The sequence below is a fragment of the Allobosea robiniae genome, assembly GCF_900102525.1.
In the GTDB taxonomy this organism is placed as follows: domain Bacteria; phylum Pseudomonadota; class Alphaproteobacteria; order Rhizobiales; family Beijerinckiaceae; genus Allobosea; species Allobosea robiniae.
Window position 1 is genome coordinate 102,547 of sequence record NZ_FNBZ01000004.1, and the last position, 18,422, is coordinate 120,968.

Below are 18,422 nucleotides of genomic sequence, written 5' to 3' on the forward strand. Positions count from 1 at the left end.
GGATCAAGCCCGAGAATGACGACAGGGTTCGTCAGCCGCCGAAAAGACGCTCGAAGAAGTTCTTCTCCTGCGGCGCCGGCGGCACCCAGGCCCGGTCGCTGGTGGGCGGGGGCGCCTCCGGCTGGCGGGCCTCGGCGACCGGCGCGCCCAGATCGAGCGGCCGCGGCGCGCCCTGCCAGAAGCCGCCGGGCAACGGAATCGGCTGCGCTCCGGCATGGGCGGCCTTCATGTACTTGCCCCAGATCTCGCCGGGCAGGCCGCTGCCGGTGACGCGCTTCATCTTCGAATTGTCGTCGTTGCCGACCCAGACGGCCGTGACGAGCTTGGCGGTGAAGCCGACAAACCAGGCGTCGCCGTAATCCTGCGTCGTGCCGGACTTGCCGCCGACCTGCCAGCCCGGGATGTTGAACTTGCTGCCGGTGCCGCCGTTCATCACGCCGGTGAACATCGTGTCCATCATCGCGAGATATTGCGGCTGGATGACCTGGCCGAGGCTCGTTGCCTTGCGGGCATACACGACCTTGCCGGTGGTCTGGCGCACCTCGCGGATGACATAGGGCAGCACCGACTGGCCGCCATTGGCGAAGGTCGCGTAGGCCGCGGTCATCTCCAGCGGCGTCACCTCCGAGGTGCCGAGCGCCAGCGACAGGTTCGGCTGCAGGGCCGAGGAGATGCCGAGGCGCTGGGCGGTGCGGACGACCTCCTTGGGCGTCACCTCCTGGATCAGCCGCGCGGCGACCGTGTTGAGCGAATGCTGCATCGCCGTCGCCAGCGTCACCGGGCCGCGATAGTTGCGCGAATAATTCTCCGGCTCCCAGCCCTTGATCGAGACCGGGGCGTCGTCGCGGATGGTGTCGGGGGTCAGGCCCTTCTCCATCGCCGTGAGATAGACGAGGGGCTTGAAGGACGAGCCCGGCTGGCGGCGCGCCGCCGTGGCGCGGTTGAACTGGCTCTTGGTATAGTCGCGGCCGCCGATCAGGGCGCGGATCGCCCCGTCAGGCGCGAGCGAGACGACCGCGCCCTGAGACGCGTTCAGCTTGGCGCCCTGCGCGGACAGCGCATCGACCAGGATCGTCTCGGCCGACGCCTGCAATTTCGAATCGATCGTGGTGAGGACGGTGACATCGCCGTCGACCGCGCCAATGAAATCGTCGAGCACGTCCATGACGTAGTCAGCGGCATAGTTGACCGAGCCCGCCCCGACGCGCTCCGGCACCTCGGCCGGCGCCGTCAGCGCGGTCTTGGCCGCGGCCTGCGTGATGAAGCCCTGGTCGGCCATCGCGGCGATGACGAGCTGGGCGCGCTTCTCGGCCGCCTCGGGATTGCGGTTGGGCGCCAGGCGCGACGGCGCCTGGACGAGGCCGGCCAGCATCGCCGCCTCCGCGATCGTCACCGAGCGCGCCGACTTGTTGAAATAGCGCTGGGCGGCAGCCTCGACGCCATAGGCGCCGGAGCCGAAATAGACGCGATTCAGGTAGAGCTCGAGGATCTGGTCCTTGGTGTAGGTGCGCTCCAGCCAGAGCGCCAGGATCGCCTCCTGGATCTTGCGGGCGGCGGTACGCTCCTGCGTCAGGAACAGGTTCTTGGCGAGCTGCTGGGTCAGGGTCGAGCCGCCCTGCGCCACGCCGCGCCCGCGCAGGTTGGTGACGAGCGCGCGAGTGATGCCGATCGGATCGATGCCGAAATGCTCGTAGAAGCGCCGGTCCTCGATCGCGACGAAGGCCCGCGGCAGATAGGGCGGAATCTCGCCGATGGTGACGGTGCGCCCGCCGGTCTCGCCGCGATTGGCGAGGAGCGAGCCGTCGGCGGCGAGGATCGCGATGTTCGGCGGCCGCTTCGGCACGGTGAGCTGGTCGATCGGCGGCAATTGCGACGCGTGATAGGCGATGAGCCCGCCAAGGCCGATGACGCACCAGAGGCCGAGCACCATCGTCCAGTAGAACAGCCCGCCCAGGAACGAGCGGCGGCGATGCCCGCCACGACGCTTGCCCCCACCGCCGCCACCGCTACGCTTGTTGCCGCGCTTGGGCGGGTTGCGGAGCTGCCGGCTCGGCTCGGGCTGTGCCGGAGCGTTCCGGAAACGCGAAGGGCGATCGTCTGGAGAAAGGCGCATGTCACCGTCCACATGGCCTTCGCCACGCTCATATCCAAAGGAGGGCTCGCGCCGCTCGCCTCGTGCAATCCGGTCGTTCATCCTGCCCCGTTTTCGGCCGCCATGCCGCATCGCAATGCGGTCAGGTCACACAGGATTCAAACATGGCGCTTTTAAGGGTTCGTAAAGCGTGCACTGCGGCGGCAGGGACACAGCCGTCGCGCAAACGTGATCGAACTTGCAAACACGCAAACGAAATCGTCATCAAATCGGATATTGCGCAAATTCAGGAGGCTCGCCTAGAACCCGAAACTTGAACACCTGAGCCATCCGCAGTTCTCCCCAACCAAGGACCACCGCATGCAGTTTCTGTCGCGCTTCCAGCCCTATGCACTCGGCCTGCTTCGCATCTTCGCCGCGCTGAGCTTCATCTCGCACGGCACGCAGAAGCTGTTCGGCTTCCCGGCTGCTCCGTCCTGGGGCCTGCCCTCCGCCATGAGCCTGCCCTGGACCGCCGGCGTGATCGAGATCGTCGGCGGCGCGCTCGTCCTCGTCGGGTTCTTCACCCGGCCGGCCGCCTTCGTTCTCTCCGGCCTGATGGCCGTCGCCTACTGGATGGCCCATGGCTCGAAGGGCTTCTATCCGCTGCTGAACGGCGGCGAGGCGGCAATGCTGTTCTGCTTCATCTTCCTCTACATCGCGACCGCCGGCCCCGGCGCCTTCGCGCTCGATTCCCGCAAGAACTGACATTCGACGGCGCATGACGACGAAAGGCCCGCCTCCTTATCGGAAGCGGGCCTTTTTTCATGTCTGAAGCAGGCGGATCAGACCGCCGCGGAGATCCAGCGCGAGAGATCGCTCTTGGGGGCGGCGCCGACCTTCTGGGAGGCGAGCTTGCCGTCCTTGAACAGCATCAGCGTCGGGATCGAGCGGATGCCGAACTGAGCCGGAATCTGCTGGTTCTCGTCGACATTCATCTTGACGATCTTGACCTTGCCGCCGAGCTCGGTCGCGATTTCCTCGAGCGCCGGGCCGATCATGCGGCAGGGACCGCACCATTCCGCCCAAAAATCCACCACGACCGGCTCGGACGACTTCAGGACATCGGCCTCGAAGCTCGCGTCGGTTACCTTGCTCGTTGCCATGACTGGCTGCCTTTCGAATCCATGGGCGGCATCGTCGCCCTTCGCCAGCGAAGCTATGAACGCCGGCCCCTCCGGTCAAGGCGCGTGCACCGCAGGGCGGAGGTGAGGCCGGCGCGTCACGACCCGCCCGAGACCAGGCTCGCCCCGACATTGATCGCCATCGCCAGGATCGAGGTGTTGAAGACGAAGGCCAGGATCGAATGCACAAGCACGACGCCGCGCGCGCGGCGCGTGGTCACGCCGACATCCGAGGTCTGCGAGGTGCAGCCGATCGTGCAGGAGAAATACAGGAAATCGACATAGTTCGGCGTGCCGCTGCCGGGAAAATCGAGACAGGGCTCGGTCTTGCCGCCGCGATAATAGATGCCGGCATAGTGCAGGGTGAAGAAGGCGTGCAGCAACGTCCAGGAACACAGGATCGTGACGCCGCCGAGCGCGAGATGGGCGCCGCGCTCAGCCGCCGGCACCGCCCCGATGCCGGTGAGCTGGACCGCGATGGCCGCAAGGCTCGCCGTCGCCGCGAGGCAGGATATGACGAGGATGGCGACGGCGCCCTCGTCCTGCTGCTCCGCCCGCGCCCGAATCTGATCGACCGTCTCCGTGAACATCGTCGCTGCCAGCAGGCCGAGATAGAGGACGGCGCCGGCATCCCAGGCGACCAGCAGGCGCGTCGCCCAGCGCCAGTCGCCCGGCAACAGCATCGCGAGCAAGGCTCCCGCGGCCAGAGCGATCAGCAGACGCGGGCGCAGGGCGAGGGAATGCGGCACGAATTTCATGGCGGGAACGATCCCTCGGCGGAAGCGGCTTCCTCACCGGCGGCCAGGGCCGCGAGCGCGGTGTCGAGGCGGCCGGCCTCCAGTTCGAAACAGGCGAGGCTCGCCGTATAGATCACCAGAGCCCGAACCTCCCGCCCCGGATAGATCTCCCGCATCAGCGCGGCATAGGCGGCAAGCTGGGCGATCGTCGTGACCGGGATCGCATCGGCCTCGCGCGGGGGCCGGGCCGTGGTCTTGAAATCGGCGACGACGACGCTCTCGGCGGTCACCGCCAACCGGTCGATCCGCCCGGATACGGCCCGCGCCGCGCCATCCGCCAGGCGGATCGAACCCGCGACAGGGACTTCCGCCAGGGCATCCGGGGCGAAGAGCCTGGCCAGCGCCGGGGCGGCCAGCAGGTGCAGGGCGTCCGTGACGATGATTGCCCGCCTTTCGGGCGGCAGGGCTCCGCCACGCGCCTGCGCCAGGGCCGCCGCCGTCGCCGGGCGACGCGCCTCGGGAACGCCCGGCAGGACCTGCAGGAGCAAATGCGCCAGCCGGCCGGCCGCCGCCGCTTCGGCGAGGAAAGGACCGTCGCCCGGCCGCTCCTCGCCATCAGCCGCGGCAAGCGCGCTCGACGGCTTCAGCGGCGGCAAGGGTTCGGCTTCGCGCGCGACCCGCTCGGACAGCCAGGACGGCACGGCGGAAGGCACGGCCTCTCCTTGTATCCGGCCGGTCTCCTCTTCTGCCGATGACGGCGCGGAGACCATGAAGCGCAGCATCGCCTCGTCGCCGATCGGCTTCAGGCCGGCTTCCGACCGCATCAGCCCCTGCTCGATCATCGCATACCAGCTTCCGGGCGGCGCCTCGCCCTTGGCTTGCACGCCACAGACGATCAGCCGGTCCTCGGCGCGGGTCATCGCGACATAGAGCAGGCGATGATGCTCCTCGACCATCTGCGCGACCACCACGGCCTTGGCCGCAGCGGTCGCCGATACGTCCTCCGCGGCGGCGGGTGGCCAGAGCGGCACGAGCTCACCATGGGGCGACGGCACGGCCAGGATCTTCGGCAGGCGCCTCGCACCGGGCTCAGGCCCGAGATCGGCGAGGATGACGATCTTCGCCTCCAGCCCCTTCGAACCATGCACGGTCATGACGCGGACCTCACCGGCGCTGGCCGAGAGATCGCGCTTCACATCGGCGGCGCTGCCGGCGACATGCTGGAGGAAACCGGCGAGCGAGGGGCCGTAGCGGCGCTCGTGATCGAGCGCGGCGTTGAGGAAGGCATCGAGCGCGTCGCCGGACTCGGCGCCCAGCCGGGCCAGGGCGAGGTTGCGCCCGCCACCGGGGCCGAGCAGGTCGGCGAAGAAGCGGAACGGCCCGCAACGCCCGGCCTCCCGCGTCCAATGGGTGAGCTTCGCCTCGGCAGCGGCATAGCGCGGTTCGCCGGCCGCCGCCTCCTGCAGAGCGGCACGCAGCGAGCCCTTGCGGTTCGGCGCAAGGCGCAGAAGATCGTCGTCGTCGAGATCGATCAAGGGCGTCTTGAGCGCGGTGGCGAGCGTCAGGTCATCGTCGGGCAGCAGCAGGGCGCGGCCGAGCACGACGAGATCCTCCACCGCCGGATGCTCGGCCAGCGTCAAACGATCGCGGCCGGCGACGGGGACGCCGGCATCCTTCAACGCCTTGACGATCGCCTCGAACAGCGCACCGCGCTGGCGCAGCAGGATCATAACGTCGCCCGCCGCGAAGGGATGGCCGAGATCGTCGCGGCCGGCGTCGTGCCAGCGCCGCAAGGTGCGCGCGATGCGCTCGGCGAGCTTCACCGTGCCGCTGCGCCGCTCGGGTGCGTCGACCGGCGTCGTCCAGGCATCGGGCGGCTCGCCGGTATCGTTCGCGGCGAGCGGCCAGATATCGACGGTTCCGGGTGCGTTGCGACGGACCGTATCGTGGATTTCCGGCCGCGCCGCACCGTCGAAGACGAGGCCGCGCGCGTGCTCGGGCAGCGCGAAGACAGCATCCACCGCCTGCATGATGTCCGGCGCCGAGCGGAAGGAGGTGTTGAGGCTGATCGCCTCGAAATCCTGTTTCGCGGCCGTAACCCGCGTCTCGAGCGCCCGGCGCTCCTCGCCGAACGCGGCGGGCGCGGCGCCCTGGAAACCGTAGATCGACTGCTTCTCGTCGCCGACGACGAAGATGGTGCGCGGCTTCGCCCGGAGATCGCCGCCGCTGGTGAACTCCTCGGCAAGCTTGCGCAGGATCGCCCATTGCGCCTCGCCGGTGTCCTGCGCCTCGTCGAGCAGGATGTGGTCGATGCCGGCATCGAGCTTGTACAGCACCCAGGCCGCCTCGATCCGCTCCAGCAGCGAGCGCGTGCGTGCGATCAGGTCGTCATAGTCGAGCAGCGAGCGCAGGCTCTTCTGGCGCTGGTAGGAGGCGAGCATGCGCGTCACCAAAAGGCCAAGCGCCGCGCTGCGGTCGCGGATGGCGACGGCGTTCACCTGTTCGGCGGCGGCGAGCAGACAGGCGGCGAGCGCCTCCAGCGTTGCGAGCACGGCACCGTCGAACTCGGATTTGCCCTTGCCGCGGATATTGGCGTTGACCGTGCCGGCCTCGGTGATGAAGCCGCGCCGACAGAAGGCGACGGGATCGCCGTCATCCTGCCCGGCGAGCAGCGTCCGCAGCGTCGCCGCGAAGGTCTGGCGCGTGGCACTGCCCGCCTGGAGCGCCTCGACCAGCGCGTGAAGGCCCGGCAGTACGGCCAGATCGGCGCGGAAGCACGCCCTGACCGCGTCGGCCGACAGATCCGGCGGGATACCGAGGAAGGCGGCGATGCCGGCCTTCACCGCCTCTGGATCGCGAGCCCGGCCATTCTCGTCGCTGAACAGGGCGCGCTGGCGCAGCGCCTCCTGGAACATGGTCTCGAACGAGTCCTGCGCCGCGAGCCTTGCGAGCAGGTCGAGTGCGCGCGCTTCCGGCCCATTCGGCTCGGCAGCGACGAGGGCGAGCAACTCGCGGCGCGCGGCGCGCAGCATCTCGGCCTGCGCCAGATCGTCGGCGACCTCGAAGCGGGGCGGCACATTCGCCTCGAACGGGGCTGCCTGCAGCACCCGCGTGCAGAAGGCGTGGATCGTCTCGATGCGCAGGCCGCCCGGCGTCTCCAGCGCCTGCGCGAAAAGGCGGCGGGCCTTGGCCCGCTCGGCCGCATTCGGTGCCCGGCCGGTGAGGTTCGCCAGCTCCTTGGCGAGCGCCTCGTCGGAGAGCGTCGCCCAGGCACTCAAGGCCCTGAAGATGCGGTTGGCCATATTGGCGGCCGCCGCCTTGGTATAGGTGATGCAGAGCATCCGGCCGGGCGCGACATCGTCGAGCAGCAGCCTGAGCACGCGGTTGACCAGCACATGGGTCTTGCCCGAGCCGGCATTGGCCGAGACCCAGGCGGAAAGGCCGGGATCGGCGGCCTGCGCCTGGCGCTGGTTGGTCAGCGACGGGACGATCCAGCCGGGCCTCATACCTCGCCCCCCTCGTCACCACCGGGCGCCGCCGACCATTCCTTGACGCGGGCGAGGTGGTCATAGGGGCTGGCATAGCGGATATAGTCGGGCGCGCGGCGCGAGACGAAGGGCTCGCGGCCCGAGCGCAGGGCGCCGAGATATTCGAGCAGGCGTTCGAGATGAAGCGCGGCGACATCGGCCAAAGACTCGTCGCCGAACTTGAACGGCGTGCTCGTTCCCCAGCTCTTGGGATCGTGGTGGAGCTTGATATAGAGCACGTCGTCGACCGGCAGCGGCCCGGCCAGCCCCTTGAAGCCGGCGCGCGCCGCCAGATCGGCTTCCAGTGTCAATTGCGGTGCAAAGCCCTTCTCGACCTGCTTCTTGGAGGGCGGCGCTCCCGTCTTGAAATCGACGATGCGCAGCGAAGGTGTTCGCGTCAGCTCGATCCGGTCGGCCTTGCCGCTCAAGCGGAATTCGCTGCCATCGGCGAGCGGGAAGCTCGCGACCGTGAAGAGCTCGACGCCGATGCGGCCGATATCGCCGCGTCGGCGCTCCTCCCAGCGGATGAAATGGCCAGCCGTCAGCAGGAAGCGCGGCCACCAGAAGGCCTTGACCTCCGGCACGTCGTCATAGGCGCGGAAGAGCCGGGCGCCGATCTCGACCAATTGGCCGAGCGCATCCGCCGGCAGCCCTTCGGGATAGGTCGTGGTGAATTCCTCGACGATGCCGTGCAAGAGCTTGCCGCGATCCTGCGCGGTCGGGTCCGCCACGAGATCATCGAGCGCGTCGAGCTTCAGGATCTTGCGGGCATGGATCTGGTAGGGGTCGCGATAGAGCGTCTCGACCTCGGTAACGCTGAGCGAGAGCGGCTGGAGATCGCGCGGCGGGCGCGGCGCCGGACGGGCGGTCGGCCTGACATCGGCGGGAGCGCTCAGGATACCGGCCAAAGCCCGCAGCTTCGCCCCCTCGTCCACGGCCTTCGCCCAGACCGGCTGCGGCGTCACCGCCTGCAGGCGCTGCCAGAAGCGCGAGGCGATGGTCTCGGCCTCGCCGGCCTTGCGGGGGCGCGTCAGCGTCACCTGCGGCGCCAGAGCGGCCATGACGAAGTCATGCGCAGTCTGGCCGACGCGCCGCTCCGGCGGCGACAGGCCGAGCTCGGCCCGCATCGGCCGGTTGATGAAGGAATCGGTCGTGGTCTGCGGCGGCCAGACGGTCTCGTTGAGCCCGCCGAGCACGACATGGTCAGCCTCCAGCAGGCGCGCTTCGAGCAGCCCCCAGATCGCGACGCGCGGATAGCCGGGCGTTGCACGCTTGACCACGGTCTCGGCCAGCAGCCCGTCGAGGATGGCGACGAAATCCCGCGCCGTGCCATCCGGCGGCATGACGGCCTCGGCGGCGGCGAGTTCGTCGAAGAGCCCTGACAGGGCCTCGCCATCCGGCCCGACGAAGGCGAGCGGCGTGCCCGCCTCGCTCTGGCTGAAGGCGGTGACAGCTTCGCGCGCTGCGGCGACGACGGTGGCCAATGACGGCGTCGCGGCGGCGAATGCCTCGCGCAAGGATGCGCTTGCTGCCCCGAGTCCACGCAATACGGCAGCGGCGGTCGCCTGGTCCTCCGCCGCCAGCCGGGCGCGCGGACGCGGAACGTGCCCGCTTTTGCGGATCGCCTCCCAGTTTGCGAGCGCGACTTCCAGCCCGGGCATCCCCCGGCCCACCGCCTGCCCGCGCCATGTCCCAATATCGAGCGCGGCAGCGCCGTGTGTCAGCGCCGCCTTCCCGAGGCCGAGCCGGCAGAGCGGGTGGGCGAGCAATGGCACAAGCGCGACCGGCGCCATCTCGGCCAGTACCGCTTCGAGGATCAGGCGCAGCAGCGAACCGGCCGGCCAACGCCCGAGCGGCAGGCCGGCGGAATCGTCGACCTCGACGCCCCAGCGCCTGAGCTCGACCGCGACGCGCTCGGCCAGCCCGCGATCCGGCGTCACCAACGCTGCATGGGCGCCGGGCCGCTCCAGCGTCTCGCGCAGGGCGATGGCGACGATGAGCGCCTCCTCGCGTTCATCCGCAGCCTCGACGACGCGCAGATCCTGGAAGCCCTCCGCCGCCATCCTTTCCGGAACACGCGCCCCGAGATCGGACCAGAGTTCGGTGACCGAGGCCGGCAACATCGCCTCGCGCAGCAGCGCGGCGCGGGCTTCGCGTGCGGCGGCGGGCTGCGCCAGCTCACGGACATCGTCACGATCCGCGGCGAGGGTCTCCATCAGGTGATGCAGGGCGGCCTGCGGATGCGAATGGGCCGGCTCCTTCGCGATCGCATCCCAGGCGCGAGCCTCCAGTCCGAGATCGATGCCGGGCAGGACCACCGCTCCGTTCGGCAGTCTCGCGATGGCCGCGAGCAGCCGGGCCGTGGCCGGAACCGTACCGGTCGAGCCGGCGGCGATGATCGGCCCGCTCGCCCCGCCGCCAACCAGCCTGTCGCGCTCGGCCGCGAGCATGCGGTTGCGGAAGGCGGCCGGATCGCAGGCGCCGCGCTCGACGAGGATTTCGGGCCAGGCTTCGCCGAGAATGGCGAGGAAGCCGGCATTGAGCTGCCAGACGCGATCGAAACGGGCGGCATCGAGCGAGGCGAGCCGTTCGACCGAAACGCCTTCGGTCTGCATCTGGTCTAGCAGGGCCGCGAGATCGCCGGCGAGCCCATAGGCCTCGGCCAGCGTCGCCGGCACCAGCGCGGGCTCGGCCGGATCGAGCTTGAGATGGCTGCGATTGGCCGTGCGGCCCCAGGCATCGACCAGCCGCGTCAGCAGCATGCGGCGTTCGAGCGGGGCGATCGGCGAGACGCGTTCTTCTGCCCAGGCACCGGCGCCGATCAGCGCCGTTTCGGCTTCGTCGACATCGCCGAGCGGGACGATGCGCGGCAGCAGCAAGGGCCTGCCGCCAAGCTTTCCGGCGAGGATCGCGGCGAAGGCGCGGGCGGCGCGGCGCGTCGGCAGGTAGAGTGTCGCGCGCGCCATCGCCGCGGGATCGGCGGGGTCGTGGACCGGGCCCAGCCGCCCGTCGAGCATCGCCTGCGCCAGCACCTCCAAGAAGGGGGCGCCGGCCGGGATGCTGAACAGGTTGAGCTCAGGCATCGACCGGCTGGGCGGCGGCGAACACGGCCTCGGCCGGCGCGATCGCCTCGGGCGTGCCGACATGCAGCCAGCGGCCTTCCAGCCGCTCGCCGAACAGGCGGCCGCGCGCGATGGCACGGTCGAAGAGCAGGTTGAGCGAGAACGGCCCTTCCGGCGTATCGGCAAAGAGCTCCGGCTTCAGGATCGCGACGCCGGCATAGACGTGAGGTGCGCTCGCGGCGCTGCCCCGGCGGGACAGGCGGGCGTCATCGGCCAGGACAAAATCGCCGGCACCGTCGAAGCCGAGGCTGGTTTCGCGATCGGCGAGCAGGAGCAGCATGTCCATCCGCGCGGGGTCCCAGGCGGCCGCCATCGCCTTCATCGCGGGCCGGCCGGTCTCGCGCCAGAGCGCATCGGAATTGACGTGGAAGAAGGGCGCGGCACCCAGCAAGGGCAGCGCCTTCCGGACGCCGCCGCCGGTCTCCAGCAGCTCCGCGCGTTCATCCGAGATGGTGATGCGGGGGCGGGTGCGATCGACGAGATGCGTTTCGACCTGCCCGGCGAGATGGTGGACGTTGACGACCGCTTCCTCGACGCCGGCCTCGGCCAGCCGGTCGAGCATATGGTCGAGCATCGCCTTGCCGCCGATCCTGACCAGCGGCTTCGGCAGCGTGTCGGTGATCGGGCGCATGCGCTGCCCGAGCCCGGCCGCCAGCACCATCGCCCGGCGGATCGGCGGCGAAGCGGTTGTGGTCACGCGAATCTCCGTAGTGATCGGCTTGAGACTAGAGCGGATTGCGATCGGATACCAACGGCGCTCGCGTCTGTCTCGTCGTCATTGCGAGCGTAGCGAAGCAATCCAGGCGCGGCAGAGCGCTACGTCCCCCTGGATTGCTGCGGATCTTGCGCTCCTCGCAATGACGGTCAGTCAGGTCACAGATTGCTTTCATCTGCCGCTTCGGTCTCGAACAGCTTCGGCATATGCGCCTGATACCAGCCCTTGAGCTCTTCCAGGGCAGGATGTTCGAGATTGCGGCGCAGATAGCCTTCGACGCGCGGCAGATGCTTCAGATAGTCGGGCTTGCCGTCGCGCTTGTCGAGCCGAGCGAAGATGCCGGCGATCTTGGTGTTGCGCTGGGCGCCGAGGATCGCATAGGCGCGGGCGAAACCGGCGAGATCGAAATCGGGGGCATCGCCGCGCCGCGCAGCGCCATAGGCCGCGAGCAAGCGCAGTTCCAGCGAGGCGGGAACGTCGATGCGGGCATCCTGGCCGAGCGAGACCAGATCATAGGCGGGATGGCCGAGCACCGCGTCCTGGAAGTCGATCAGGCCGAGCCGGGCGTGACCCTGGCGCTGCTCCAACCAGATCAGGTTGGGCGAGTGCACATCGCGCATCGTCCAGGTCTGGGGCGCCGCGAGGATCTCGTCGAAGAGCTTGCTCCAGATGCGCGCGAACTCGGCCTGGGTGACGGCCGGAAGCGTCACGCCGGCGATATGCGGCGCATACCATTCGAGGATCAGCTCGGTCTCGATGGCGAGTGCCTGGCGGTCGTATGGCGGCAGCGTGTGGTCGCGCCCCTCCGCCACCGGCAGGATCGTCGGCAGGGTGTGGCGATGCAGATCGGCGAGGAGCTGCGCCGTAGCCTCGTAGCGCTCGGCGATCGGGCGGCGCTCGGCATCGATCACGCCCTCAGCCCCCAGATCCTCGATCACCAGCAGGCCGGTCGTCAGATCCTGTGCCAGGATCTCCGGCGCCGAATAGCCGAGCGAACGCAGGCCGCGATCCATCGCGACGAAGGCCTCGATCGTCTCGGCGAGATGAGCGAGCGCGCTATAGGGCTTGCCGAGTCGGACGGGGGGACCGTCGGGCCGCGGCGGCGAGATCATCAGCACCGCGGTCTCGCCGCTCGGCCGGGTCAGGCGCTCATAGGCGCGCGTCGAGGCGTCGCCGAGCATGAAGTCGCGGCGGGCCTCGCCCCAGCCGGCATCGTCGAGGAGGCGGCGCGATGCCACCGCAATGGCCACGCGCTGCTTCCAGAGGACACCGCCCGAGAGATCGGCGATGCGGCCGGTTTCCGGATTGTCGGGGTCGACATCGAGCACGATGTCGATGCGGCGGGCCGCCGGCAGGCGCGTACCCGCCCGGTCAGGCCACTCGACCAGCATGATCAGGCGATCGATATCCTCGACCAGCCCGATATCGTCGAGCTCGTCGGGCGAACGCACGCGGTAGAGATCGGCATGCAGCACCGTGCCATGGCCCGTCTCGTAGCTCTGGACCAGGGTGAAGGTCGGGCTCGGCGCCTCCAGCGCCGGATCGTCGGCGAGCTCGCGCAGGATGGCGCGCGCCAGGAACGATTTGCCGGAACCGAGATGGCCGGAGAGCGCGACGATGTCGCCAGGCTTGAGGATGGCGGCGATATCGGCAGCGAGGCGCAGCGTCGCCGCCTCGTCCGCCAGCGAGAGCCGGTGCGTCCCCGCCTTGCGGGCTTCTTCGGTCATTCGGCGGCATCCGAGAGCGGCACGCCCTGTGCCGGGAAGACGGCCGTCACCCGCGTGCCGCGGCCGGGCACGGAATCGAGCTCGACATGGCCGCCATGCAATTCGACGATCGAGCGGACGATGGACAATCCCAGCCCGACGCCGCGATGGCTGGAGCCGAGCGAATGACTCTCGAAGCGCTCGAACACCTTTTCCACCACCTCGGCCGGGATGCCACGGCCCTGATCGACAACCGTGATGCGGATGTCCCCGCCAGTGCGCGTCGCGTTCACCGTCACGGTCTGGCCGGCGGAGGAGAAGCCGATGGCGTTGGAGAGCAGGTTGAACAGCACCTGGCGCAGGCGCTTGCCGTCGGCCCGCAGCGGGCCGGTGCGAGGATCGATCTCGACCTTGAGGTCGAGCTTGGTGTCGGTCAGCCGGTCGTGCAGCCCGGCCGCTGCCTGGGCGATGGTGTCGGCGACGTCGACATCCTGGATTTCGAGCGTCAGCGCGCCGTTGTCGATGGTGGCGAGATCGAGGATGTCGTTGATGATGGCGAGCAGCGCGCCGGAGGAGCGGACGATGTGGGAGGTGTAGTCGCGCTGCTTGTCGTTGAGCGCGCCGACCGTCTCGGTGCCGAGCAACTGCGCGAAGCCGATGATGTTGGTCAACGGCGAGCGCAGTTCGTAGGAGACGTGGTGGACAAAATCCTCGCGCAGCCGCGAGATCGTCTCCAGCGCCTCGTTCTTCTCGGTCAGCGCCCTCTCGACATTCACGCTGGCCGTGACGTCGGCGAAGGAGATCAGTGTCGCGCCATCCGGCAGGGGCGCTGCGGCCATGTCGAGCACCGTGCCGTCGCGCCGCTCGATGCGGCTACTGTAATCCTCGCGCGCATCACGGACGCCGGTGACGACGCTGTGCAATTCGCTCCAGACCTCGTCCTGCGGGAAGAGCGGCCGGCAGAGCCGGATGACCTCATCGATATGCGGCGCGCTGGCCGCGAGGTCGCCACCCTGGATGCGCCAGGACTGGGCGAAGGCCGGGTTGGAGAGCTTGAGCCGCCCGTCCGAGCCGAACACCGCGACGCCTTCGCGCAGCGAGTCGAGCGTCTCGCGCTGGGTGCGGGACAAGGCGTTGAAGCGCGATTCCAGCGTGAAGCGCTCGGTGACGTCGTCATAGAGATAGGTAACGCCGCCCTGCGGATTGGGGCTGGCGACGACATGGACGGTGCGCCCGTCCGGCAGATACCACCAGTCCTCGCTGGCGCGCGTCGCGGTATAGGCAGCCTGCGCCGCCGCCTTCCAGCTGCGGTAATCGCCGAGCTCCGGCAGGCGCCGCTCGGCGCGCAGCTTGTCGAGAATCTCGCCATCGGTCGGCTGGCCGTCGAGGAAGCCCGCTTCCAGCGACCAGAGCGCATCGAAGCCGGAATTGCGGTAGACGAGGCGCTGGGTGCCGTCGAAGACGGCGACCGCCGTCTTGAGCCGATCGAGCGTGCGGACATGGGCGTCCATCTGGCGCTGGAGATCGGCCCGGACCGCCTCGAGCTCGCTCATGTCGGTGGCGAAGCCGGCATATCCGGTCGCGGTCGGCAGTTCCATGATGTCGAGCGTGCGCCGCTGTCCGGAGACGACGGCCGGCGCCCGCAGGGCGAAGGTCGCGCCTTCCCGGCGCGCCCGCGAAGCGGCATCGCGCTCGGTGCGGTCGAGCAGTTCGAGGCCGTTCTTCGCGACCACGGCCGGATCGGCAGCTTCGACCGCACGGGCATAGGCGGCGTTGACCCAGGTGAGGCGGCCATCGGCATTGCGCATCCAGGCGGGATGCGGCAGCCCGGCGAGCAGGCTCGAAAGCGCCGCATGGCCCACGGTCACGCGTTCCAGCTCGCCGCGCAGGGTCATGACCTCGGCCCGCTCGCCCGTGACCTCGCGGAAACGGATCACCGCGCGCCCGGCGACGGGCCGGCCCTCGACGTCGATGAAAGGCCCCGCCTTGCTGCGCAGCGTGAAATTGAAGGCCTCGCCGCGCTGCTTCAGCGCATCGGTCGCGAGTTCCAGGCGCTTGGCGTCGACCGGCGGCGCCCAGCTGCCATAAGCCAAAGCGAGCGTCGCACCGGGAGCCCCGAGGAAGCCGCTGTCGCCCTCGAAGATGGGCTCGGCATCACGGCCCTTCCAGCTCACCACCACCTGTGGATCGGCTGCGAGCAGGATCGAGAGCCGCTCCTGGTGGCTGCGCGCCGCTTCGAGATCGGCCGCGAGCTTGGCCTCGCGCTTCTGCCAGCGCGTCCGCTCGCGCACATAGATCAGCGATGTCGTCGTGGCGAAGACGGTCAGGCCCGCCAGGACCAGCGAAAGCCCGCCCGAGCCCATGGTATCGAAGGGTACCGGTGCCAGCCACTCGCTGCGCGCCATGGTCGGAACGGTGACCGACGCCGCCGCCAGCGCGGGCAGCAATGCGCGCGGTCGCCAGCCGCCATCTCGCTCCTGTCGCCTCGCCCCTGTCATCCCTGCGTCCGTCGTCTCTCCGGCGGCCTTGAGCCGCCCTGTCCATCGGGCCCGTCGGAATCGGCCGGGGGAGCTGGCAGGGCTGCCATCTCCGGAGGGGCCGATCCACGCTCGCCACCACGCCAATCACATCAGAGCTTTCCATCCGGCCCGCGCATCGCGGCGACCGAATCAGTCCCACTCTAATCATCGCTGGAGTCCGTCAGGAAGTGCTTAATGGCAGGTAAATCGTTCGATTTGCCGGCCGAGCCGGCACATTGCCGGAGATCGTCAAGCAGTAGATACCGTTAGCCGACGAGACACAATTTGTAGTGTCCCGAAGCCTGATTCCCGGAAGGCACAGACATGAAAAAAGGCCCGGCTGACGCCGGGCCTCGCGATCGAGAGCGCCGTGGCGCCTTGTCAGTAGCGGTAGAGCTCCGGCTTGAACGGTCCGGTCACCGGCAGGCCGAGATACTTCGCCTGCGCATCGTTGAGCACGGTCAGCTTGGCGCCGACCTTGGCCAGATGCAGCGCCGCGACCTTCTCGTCGAGATGCTTCGGCAGCGTGTAGACCTTGTTCTCGTACTTGGCGTGATGGTTCCAGAGTTCGACCTGGGCCAGCGTCTGGTTCGAGAACGAGCAGGACATCACGAAGGACGGATGGCCGGTCGCGTTGCCGAGGTTCACGAGGCGGCCTTCCGAGAGCAGGATGATGCGCTTGCCGTCGGGGAACTCGATCTCGTCGACCTGCGGCTTGACGTTGTCCCACTTGAAGTTCTTCAGGCCGGCGACCTGAATCTCCGAGTCGAAATGGCCGATATTGCAGACGATGGCGCGGTGCTTCATCGCGCGCATATGCTCGACGGTGATCACGTCCAGGTTGCCGGTGGCGGTCACGAAGATGTCGGCGCGCGGAGCGGCGTCCTCCATGGTGACGACCTCATAGCCCTCCATCGCCGCCTGCAGGGCGCAGATCGGGTCGATCTCGGTGACCAGCACGCGGCAGCCGGCCTGGCGCAGCGAGGCGGCCGAGCCCTTGCCGACGTCGCCATAGCCGGCGACGGCCGCAACCTTGCCCGACATCATGACGTCGGTGCCGCGGCGGATGGCGTCGACCAGCGACTCGCGGCAGCCGTAGAGGTTGTCGAACTTCGACTTGGTGACGCTGTCGTTGACGTTGATCGCCGGGAAGGGCATGCGGCCGGCCTTGGCCAGCTCGTACAGGCGGTGCACGCCGGTGGTGGTCTCTTCCGAGACGCCCTTGATCGCGGCGCGGGTCTTGGTGAACCAGCCCGGATTGGCCTTGAGCTCGCGCTTGATCAGCTTGAAGAAGATCGTCTCTTCCTCATTGCCCGGCTTGTCCAAGAACTCGGCCTTGCCGGCCTCGGCCTCGGCGCCGAGGATGATCAGCATGGTCAGGTCGCCGCCATCGTCGAGGATCATGTTCGGCGTGCCGCCGTCACCCCAGGTCGCGGTCTTCAGCACGTACTCCCAGTACTCTTCCAGCGTCTCGCCCTTGATCGCGAAGACGGGGGTTCCGGTCGCGGCGATCGCGGCGGCGGCATGGTCCTGGGTCGAGAAGATGTTGCAGGACGACCAGCGCACGTCGGCGCCGAGATCCTTCAGCGTCTCGATCAGCACGGCGGTCTGGATGGTCATGTGCAGGCAGCCGGCGATGCGGGCGCCCTTGAGCGGGAACTTGCCCTTGTGCTCGGCGCGGATCGCCATCAGGCCCGGCATCTCGTCCTGAGCCATGTTGATTTCCTTGCGGCCGTAATCCGCAAGCGAGATGTCCTTGACGATGTAATCCGACACGGGTGGCTCCAATCGCTCAGCCTGAATGATGGCGCGCTCTCTAGCAGCGCGCGGAGCGAATGGCAATCAAAGATATAAAGATGTCTTTATATGATTGCCGAAGCCTGCACAGCCGCCGTCATGCTCGGGCTTGCCCCGAGCATCTCATGACGATGAGGCCATTGACCCGCAGCCTATCCGGAACGAGATTCCCGGATCTGCGCTACGTTCGGGAATGACGCGCGAGCTACGCCCCTACTCGCCCTCGCCGAACCTGTCGGCGATCAGGGCCGCGAGGGCGTCCAGCGCCGGTTTCGCTTCCGCCCCCTTGGCGACGATGGTGATCGTCGAGCCGATGCCGGCGCCCAGCGTCAGAACGCCCATGATCGAGGTCGCGCCGACCGTCTCGCCGCAGCGGCTGACCGTGATGTCAGCCTCGTAGCGGGCGGCGCATTGCACGAATTTCGCCGTGGCGCGGGCGTGCAGCCCCTTCTTGTTGACGATCTGGAATTCACCGTAGAGGGCCCCGGCGGGAATTTCGACTTCGGGGCAATCGCAGTCTTCGTCCATCCGCCCCTCTCGGCGCCGTTACTTGCCGGCCAACACGCGGCTGGCGACGGTGATGTATTTCCGGCCCGCATCCTGCGCGCTGGTGACGGCTTCGTCGAGGGTCTTCTCCTCGCGCACGCTGGCGAGCTTGATCAGCATCGGCAGGTTGACGCCCGCGACGACGTCAATGCGGCCGGGCTCCATCACCGAGATCGCCAGGTTCGAGGGCGTGCCGCCGAACATGTCGGTCAGGATGATGACGCCACGGTCGGTCTCGACCTGCTCGACGGCGGCGATGATGTCGCGGCGTCGGCTTTCCATGTCGTCATCGGGGGCGATGGCGATGGTCGCGAGGTTCTTTTGGGGGCCGACGACGTGTTCGAGCGCAGCGCGGAACTCCGTCGCCAAATGCCCATGCGTCACGAGGACCAGTCCGATCATTCAATCCAGCACCGGCGAGCGCCGTCGGGCGCCCGGACAAGGTCGCGGGTTATGCGGCAGACGCGAGATATGCGCAAGCCATCGGCCGTCAAACTT

Annotated in this window: 12 protein-coding genes; 1 reads left to right on the top strand and 11 read right to left on the bottom strand. The window is 68.6% G+C overall.

Annotated features, from left to right (window positions below; all coding sequences use genetic code 11):
- Positions 1–31: 31 nt before the first annotated feature.
- Positions 32–2,194, bottom strand: coding sequence for a transglycosylase domain-containing protein (locus BLQ70_RS12365; protein ID WP_425284574.1), 2,163 nt, complete (start codon positions 2,192–2,194; stop codon positions 32–34).
- Between the two features lie 258 nt (positions 2,195–2,452).
- Here BLQ70_RS12365 and BLQ70_RS12370 point away from each other — a divergent pair, with 258 nt between their 5' ends.
- Complete coding sequence (locus BLQ70_RS12370; RefSeq protein ID WP_061971783.1) at positions 2,453–2,839, top strand: DoxX family protein; 387 nt, start codon at positions 2,453–2,455, stop codon at positions 2,837–2,839.
- A 77-nt stretch (positions 2,840–2,916) separates the two neighbouring features.
- On the opposite strand, the gene trxA is transcribed toward BLQ70_RS12370, so the two are convergent.
- The 10 genes from trxA to BLQ70_RS12420 form a co-directional block, all read right to left on the bottom strand.
- Complete coding sequence (gene trxA, locus BLQ70_RS12375; protein ID WP_061971781.1) at positions 2,917–3,237, bottom strand: thioredoxin; 321 nt, start codon at positions 3,235–3,237, stop codon at positions 2,917–2,919.
- A 116-nt stretch (positions 3,238–3,353) separates the two neighbouring features.
- Entirely contained in the window at positions 3,354–4,013 is a 660-nt protein-coding gene (locus BLQ70_RS12380) for a DUF1345 domain-containing protein (RefSeq protein WP_061971780.1), read from the bottom strand.
- Positions 4,010–7,498 (bottom strand): double-strand break repair helicase AddA, encoded by a 3,489-nt coding sequence (gene addA, locus BLQ70_RS12385; protein WP_091857235.1) that lies wholly within the window; start codon positions 7,496–7,498, stop codon positions 4,010–4,012. Before addA ends, BLQ70_RS12380 begins: the two co-directional genes overlap by 4 nt.
- Complete coding sequence (addB, locus tag BLQ70_RS12390; protein ID WP_170843390.1) at positions 7,495–10,602, bottom strand: double-strand break repair protein AddB; 3,108 nt, start codon at positions 10,600–10,602, stop codon at positions 7,495–7,497. Before addB ends, addA begins: the two co-directional genes overlap by 4 nt.
- Positions 10,595–11,302 (bottom strand): nucleotidyltransferase family protein, encoded by a 708-nt coding sequence (locus BLQ70_RS12395; RefSeq protein WP_091857237.1) that lies wholly within the window; start codon positions 11,300–11,302, stop codon positions 10,595–10,597. The genes addB and BLQ70_RS12395 overlap by 8 nt, the downstream gene beginning before the upstream one ends.
- 212 nt (positions 11,303–11,514) lie before the next feature.
- The gene (tsaE, locus tag BLQ70_RS12400) at positions 11,515–13,083 is read right to left on the bottom strand and encodes a tRNA (adenosine(37)-N6)-threonylcarbamoyltransferase complex ATPase subunit type 1 TsaE (protein WP_091857238.1); all 1,569 of its coding nucleotides are present in this window, start codon (positions 13,081–13,083) and stop codon (positions 11,515–11,517) included.
- Positions 13,080–15,560: a sensor histidine kinase gene (locus tag BLQ70_RS12405; protein ID WP_091857239.1), complete on the bottom strand. Its 2,481-nt coding sequence runs from the start codon at positions 15,558–15,560 to the stop codon at positions 13,080–13,082. The genes tsaE and BLQ70_RS12405 overlap by 4 nt, the downstream gene beginning before the upstream one ends.
- Positions 15,561–15,962: 402 nt before the next feature.
- On the bottom strand, positions 15,963–17,369 hold the full coding sequence (gene ahcY / locus BLQ70_RS12410; protein ID WP_413813555.1) for an adenosylhomocysteinase: 1,407 nt from the start codon (positions 17,367–17,369) through the stop codon (positions 15,963–15,965).
- A gap of 222 nt (positions 17,370–17,591) precedes the next feature.
- Positions 17,592–17,906, bottom strand: a complete 315-nt coding sequence (locus BLQ70_RS12415) for an HPr family phosphocarrier protein (RefSeq protein ID WP_061971768.1) — start codon at positions 17,904–17,906, stop codon at positions 17,592–17,594.
- An 18-nt stretch (positions 17,907–17,924) separates the two neighbouring features.
- On the bottom strand, positions 17,925–18,326 hold the full coding sequence (locus BLQ70_RS12420) for a PTS sugar transporter subunit IIA (protein ID WP_061971766.1): 402 nt from the start codon (positions 18,324–18,326) through the stop codon (positions 17,925–17,927).
- Between the last annotated feature and the right edge of the window lie 96 nt (positions 18,327–18,422).

Coding starts and splice junctions, on each gene's coding strand:
- BLQ70_RS12365 (WP_425284574.1), bottom strand. CDS start 2,194: ATGAACGACCGGATTGCACGAGGCGAGCGGCGCGAGCCCTCCTTTGGA.
- BLQ70_RS12370 (WP_061971783.1), top strand. CDS start 2,453: ATGCAGTTTCTGTCGCGCTTCCAGCCCTATGCACTCGGCCTGCTTCGC.
- trxA (WP_061971781.1), bottom strand. CDS start 3,237: ATGGCAACGAGCAAGGTAACCGACGCGAGCTTCGAGGCCGATGTCCTG.
- BLQ70_RS12380 (WP_061971780.1), bottom strand. CDS start 4,013: ATGAAATTCGTGCCGCATTCCCTCGCCCTGCGCCCGCGTCTGCTGATC.
- addA (WP_091857235.1), bottom strand. CDS start 7,498: ATGAGGCCCGGCTGGATCGTCCCGTCGCTGACCAACCAGCGCCAGGCG.
- addB (WP_170843390.1), bottom strand. CDS start 10,602: ATGCCTGAGCTCAACCTGTTCAGCATCCCGGCCGGCGCCCCCTTCTTG.
- BLQ70_RS12395 (WP_091857237.1), bottom strand. CDS start 11,302: ATGGTGCTGGCGGCCGGGCTCGGGCAGCGCATGCGCCCGATCACCGAC.
- tsaE (WP_091857238.1), bottom strand. CDS start 13,083: ATGACCGAAGAAGCCCGCAAGGCGGGGACGCACCGGCTCTCGCTGGCG.
- BLQ70_RS12405 (WP_091857239.1), bottom strand. CDS start 15,560: ATGACAGGGGCGAGGCGACAGGAGCGAGATGGCGGCTGGCGACCGCGC.
- BLQ70_RS12415 (WP_061971768.1), bottom strand. CDS start 17,906: ATGGACGAAGACTGCGATTGCCCCGAAGTCGAAATTCCCGCCGGGGCC.
- BLQ70_RS12420 (WP_061971766.1), bottom strand. CDS start 18,326: ATGATCGGACTGGTCCTCGTGACGCATGGGCATTTGGCGACGGAGTTC.